At 49.1% G+C, this 3,636-nt stretch carries 3 protein-coding genes; 1 reads left to right on the forward strand and 2 read right to left on the reverse strand.

Annotated elements, in window-relative coordinates; translation table 11 throughout:
• The coding region (gene repC / locus PsW74_RS18960) for a replication initiation protein RepC (RefSeq protein ID WP_193777969.1) at window positions 1-1,297 on the reverse strand (1,297 nt) is incomplete at its 3' end.
• Window positions 1,298-1,824: 527 nt separating this feature from the next.
• Here repC and PsW74_RS18965 point away from each other — a divergent pair.
• Entirely contained in the window at window positions 1,825-2,751 is a 927-nt protein-coding gene (locus tag PsW74_RS18965; RefSeq protein ID WP_063305855.1) for a M48 family metalloprotease, read from the forward strand.
• A gap of 63 nt (window positions 2,752-2,814) precedes the next feature.
• Here PsW74_RS18965 and PsW74_RS18970 read toward each other — a convergent pair.
• A partial coding sequence (locus PsW74_RS18970; RefSeq protein ID WP_193777970.1) for a relaxase/mobilization nuclease domain-containing protein occupies window positions 2,815-3,636 on the reverse strand: 822 nt, incomplete at its 5' end.

Here is a 3,636-nt window from a genome sequence, read left to right on the forward strand (position 1 = left end):
CCCCTTTGCGCTCTGCCACGATGATTATCGTTGCAGCAGCAGTAACTCCAACTACAGAACAAGCCTGCTTCCAGGCTGACTGCGAGATCCCGAGATAGGTTGCCGCTTGCTCGGCGGCAGTAACAATTGCTGACCAGTCAGCCTCATTCGTACGCTGCGCGTTCCTGATCATCTCTTGCAAGATTGGACTGGCACAGGCGAGAACTTGCTTGAGGGTGATGTGCTCGATGCCAGAAGCAACGTTCTGCGTGTTTGCTTTACCTGCAGGAGGTGAGGGCAGGGGGCTTTGCTGGATCTCGACAATCTCAGGTTTCAGTTGACTGGCTCTGGCCTCGCTCCCACACTTGATCTTTTCAAGAGCCCTCTCCGCGCCAGCGGTCAAAGCAATCTTAAAGTCATTGCCGGCAGGCAATGTCCGCTCACTACTTCTTTCGTTAGAAAGTGTTTGTTTTGTATTGTTTGTATTTATGTGTCGGAACTCCAGTTCCGACCTGTCGGAAGTTTTCTTCCGACCAATGCTATCTTGAAGAGCGGAATCCGGTGCTGGATCATCCATGATCTGTTCTGCAGAAGAGCGTTCTCGCTCCTCATGAAACACAGCAATCATCTGCAGCAGCAGCTTGCTCCATTTCAACAGCTGGGTAATGGTCATCCGCGCTTCAATTCGGCGCGGCATTGATAACAGCAGCTCTTGCGCTTTGCCTGCAGCTGGATGGTCTACATGCAATGTCAGTTGCTCTCTCAAGACCCGTTTGTGAAGCAGAAGTGTTGTCTTTTGCTGCTTCCAGATGCGTGCGCGTTGTTCAAGTTCTTGCGCCATACAGAACAGTCGCTCGTAGCTGGCGGCTAAAGGGGCAAGGTTGACCCCAAAAGCTTGTATGAGCTCGCCAGTTGCTGAGCGATGGCCGAACCGGCGCAGGTTGCCACTATCATGCCAGCACACCAAACCAGCGCGATTCAAAGCTCGCTCGATGTTAAGGACCTGGCGCTCGCAGATCGCACGCTTGTTAGCGGTCGCGCTCACAGTCAAATACACAATCGGATTACTGCCGCTCTCCCAATCCTGATCACGGGTATACCCCACCAGGAACTCCAAGTGCGCCACTTGTGTTGCGGTCAAGCCAAGCTCACGCTGCAGCTTCTTTACCAGCGTCAGCACATCCCATCGGCTCACTCCGACCGGCAATCCAGCAAAGCTTCTGGCCGCAACTTCTGCATTTTCATTCTGTTGGCGTGATGTGTTGCCAACTCCAAACTCTGCCGTGGGCTCATCGAGCATAAAGGCATCAATAAACATTCCAAAATTCCGCATCAAAAGGATGCTCAGGAACCAAATTGAGAGTGCAAAATCCCGTTCGCAAAAAAATTGCGTTCTGCACTCTTGCAATTTCTGGGAGGACAACATAAAAAATTAGGTGCTAACTGTTTTTTTATATTGTTCTCCCTGGTTGCTCCTGGCTTCCAGGGTTTACTTTTTTAAGGCTTCAATTTGCCTTTCTATTTGTTTTCCGCAACTTGAACTCTGGTTCGATATCCAAGATGCACTTTTATCAAATTTTCATAGAATTGTTACAAACGCCCACTCCCTCAAAAAGTAAAACTTTAACTAAATCACATGTTACGCACATGTTAGGTAAGTAAATGGATCACTTTTTCTACTCTATGTGATCTCCAATCAAATCATTCAAGATTATTGATAATCAATCATTCAGGTATACTATTAACCACACTAAAACTACTTGTGAACAAACACAGAACTTGCATAAGTTTCATTGAGCGCAACCTTGGGTTATTATAAAATAAGTCCAGTAGAGAACTAATCAAATGCGCAATCTTTTCAGACATATAGCTATCGATTTGAACTGGTTTATTTCGTGGAGCATTATCGCAACTGCAGCGCACGTAGCACTGTTCTGGGTTGCTATGCCAATTACTTGGTCCATCAACACGTTTGCTGATCTGCCGTTTCAGATCCCCGAAGAATCTACCCTTCTGATTGTAGGAATTCAGGTGTTCTTGTTCTGGTTGATCTTGCGCGTGCCTGGCCTGGTCGAGTTCTTCTATGACATTGAGCTTGGTGCTCGTCGTCCTTCCGAGTACGAACTGCATCAGATCGAAGCAGCATTTGCGTACCTGCAGGACGTTGCTGATGCCAAAGGTATCAAGCTGCCACGTATCGTCTGGCGTGTGATTGACAAGCCCAACTACAATGCCTGTGCCTTTGGCCGTAACAGAGTTGCGCTCAATCAGGGCGCTCTTTACGACACCAAGTTTAGAGACAAAGGATTGGAAGAACTTGCTGCTCTCATTGCCCATGAGATTGGTCATCTGCGCCATTGGGATACAGTACACATTGCTATTCGGACCGCACTTGTCTGGCCTTTCCTGTTCGCCTTGAAGCTCAATAATCAGGTTTACAAAATTCCATTTGTGGGACTGTTCTTCAACTTCGTCATTATTCCTTGCAATTTTATCATCACTATTGCTGCTCGGCTCACCGGCCTGACCTCTCGCATGGGAGAGTACCGAGCAGATGAGTTCTCTCAAAAACTGCTCGGTAAGGACCGCATGTTGCAGGTGTTCGCTGGCCTTGGTGACAAGCGCGAAGGCACCAACATTCTGGCGCACTACCTCAACTCGCATCCTCCAACAGAGCTGCGCCGCGAAAACCTGCGCAAACGGCCTGACTATCGTCCTCAATTCAACATTCCTCCAACATCAGATCTTATCGAGCGTTTCTGTAAGCAATAAGCCTCTGCCTGCTTTTTAAGCCGTTAGCACCAAACAGCTTGAGGGCAGGGTGGCTACATTGCATCAGCGCTCTAGCTCCGCTTTCTTTTGCGGTTTGTTCTGCTTCAGCTTGATACCCAGATGCTGTTCCAGCAGTCCTGGTTGTCGTCTTGAGCCAAGTCCCATCAAGGACAGCATGGCTTCTTCGCCTTTCATCATTTCAACAGCTGCACGATTGAGCTGTGATTGACCCCTCAAGAACGCTCGCCAACTGTGTTTGGGCTTTGGTTTGTTCAGTTGATCGGTAAACTTCTCCCAAAGATCTGATTGGCGATGCCGGTCGTAAAGCGGCTTGCGCTCGTAGCGATCTTTGCGCTGTTCCTGGCTGAGATCTTTCTCCGGTGCCTGATAGGGTCCGAACTTGTCTTCCAAAGCCTTCTTGGAAAAGTCGCGATGGACATTGCTCGCCTTCTCAGTGCGGTGCCCTTCCATTTCCTTGAACACCAGACCGTTGCCGCGCTTTTTCAACTCAACCGAGTAAGCCGCAATGCCCTCATGAAGCTCGGCCCATGATTTTGCATTCTCGCGGATCTTCAAAAGCTCGCTCTGGTAATCCTTCACATAAGTAGAGAATGAGACTTCAAAGGTGTTTGCCTCGTAGTCCCGTGCCTTTGGATTCTTCTTATCAAGCGCCTCACCTTTGGCATTGGTGCGGGTCAGGTCGTGCTTTTTCTCCATCTCCAGACGAACGCGCTCAAGCGTCTCAAAGTCTCTGTACGGCGTACAGACCTTATACGTTTTGGGGTGCACTCGGTTGACCGCCACGTGCATGTGAAAGTTGTCGGTGTTTGTGTGGGTCGCGATGATGCGCTCGTGCTCTTCAAAGCCCAGCTCTTTTGCAAAGGA

The organism is Pseudovibrio sp. W74 (assembly GCF_001623085.1).
In the GTDB taxonomy this organism is placed as follows: domain Bacteria; phylum Pseudomonadota; class Alphaproteobacteria; order Rhizobiales; family Stappiaceae; genus Pseudovibrio.

Coding starts and splice junctions, on each gene's coding strand:
- PsW74_RS18965 (WP_063305855.1), top strand. CDS start 1,825: ATGCGCAATCTTTTCAGACATATAGCTATCGATTTGAACTGGTTTATT.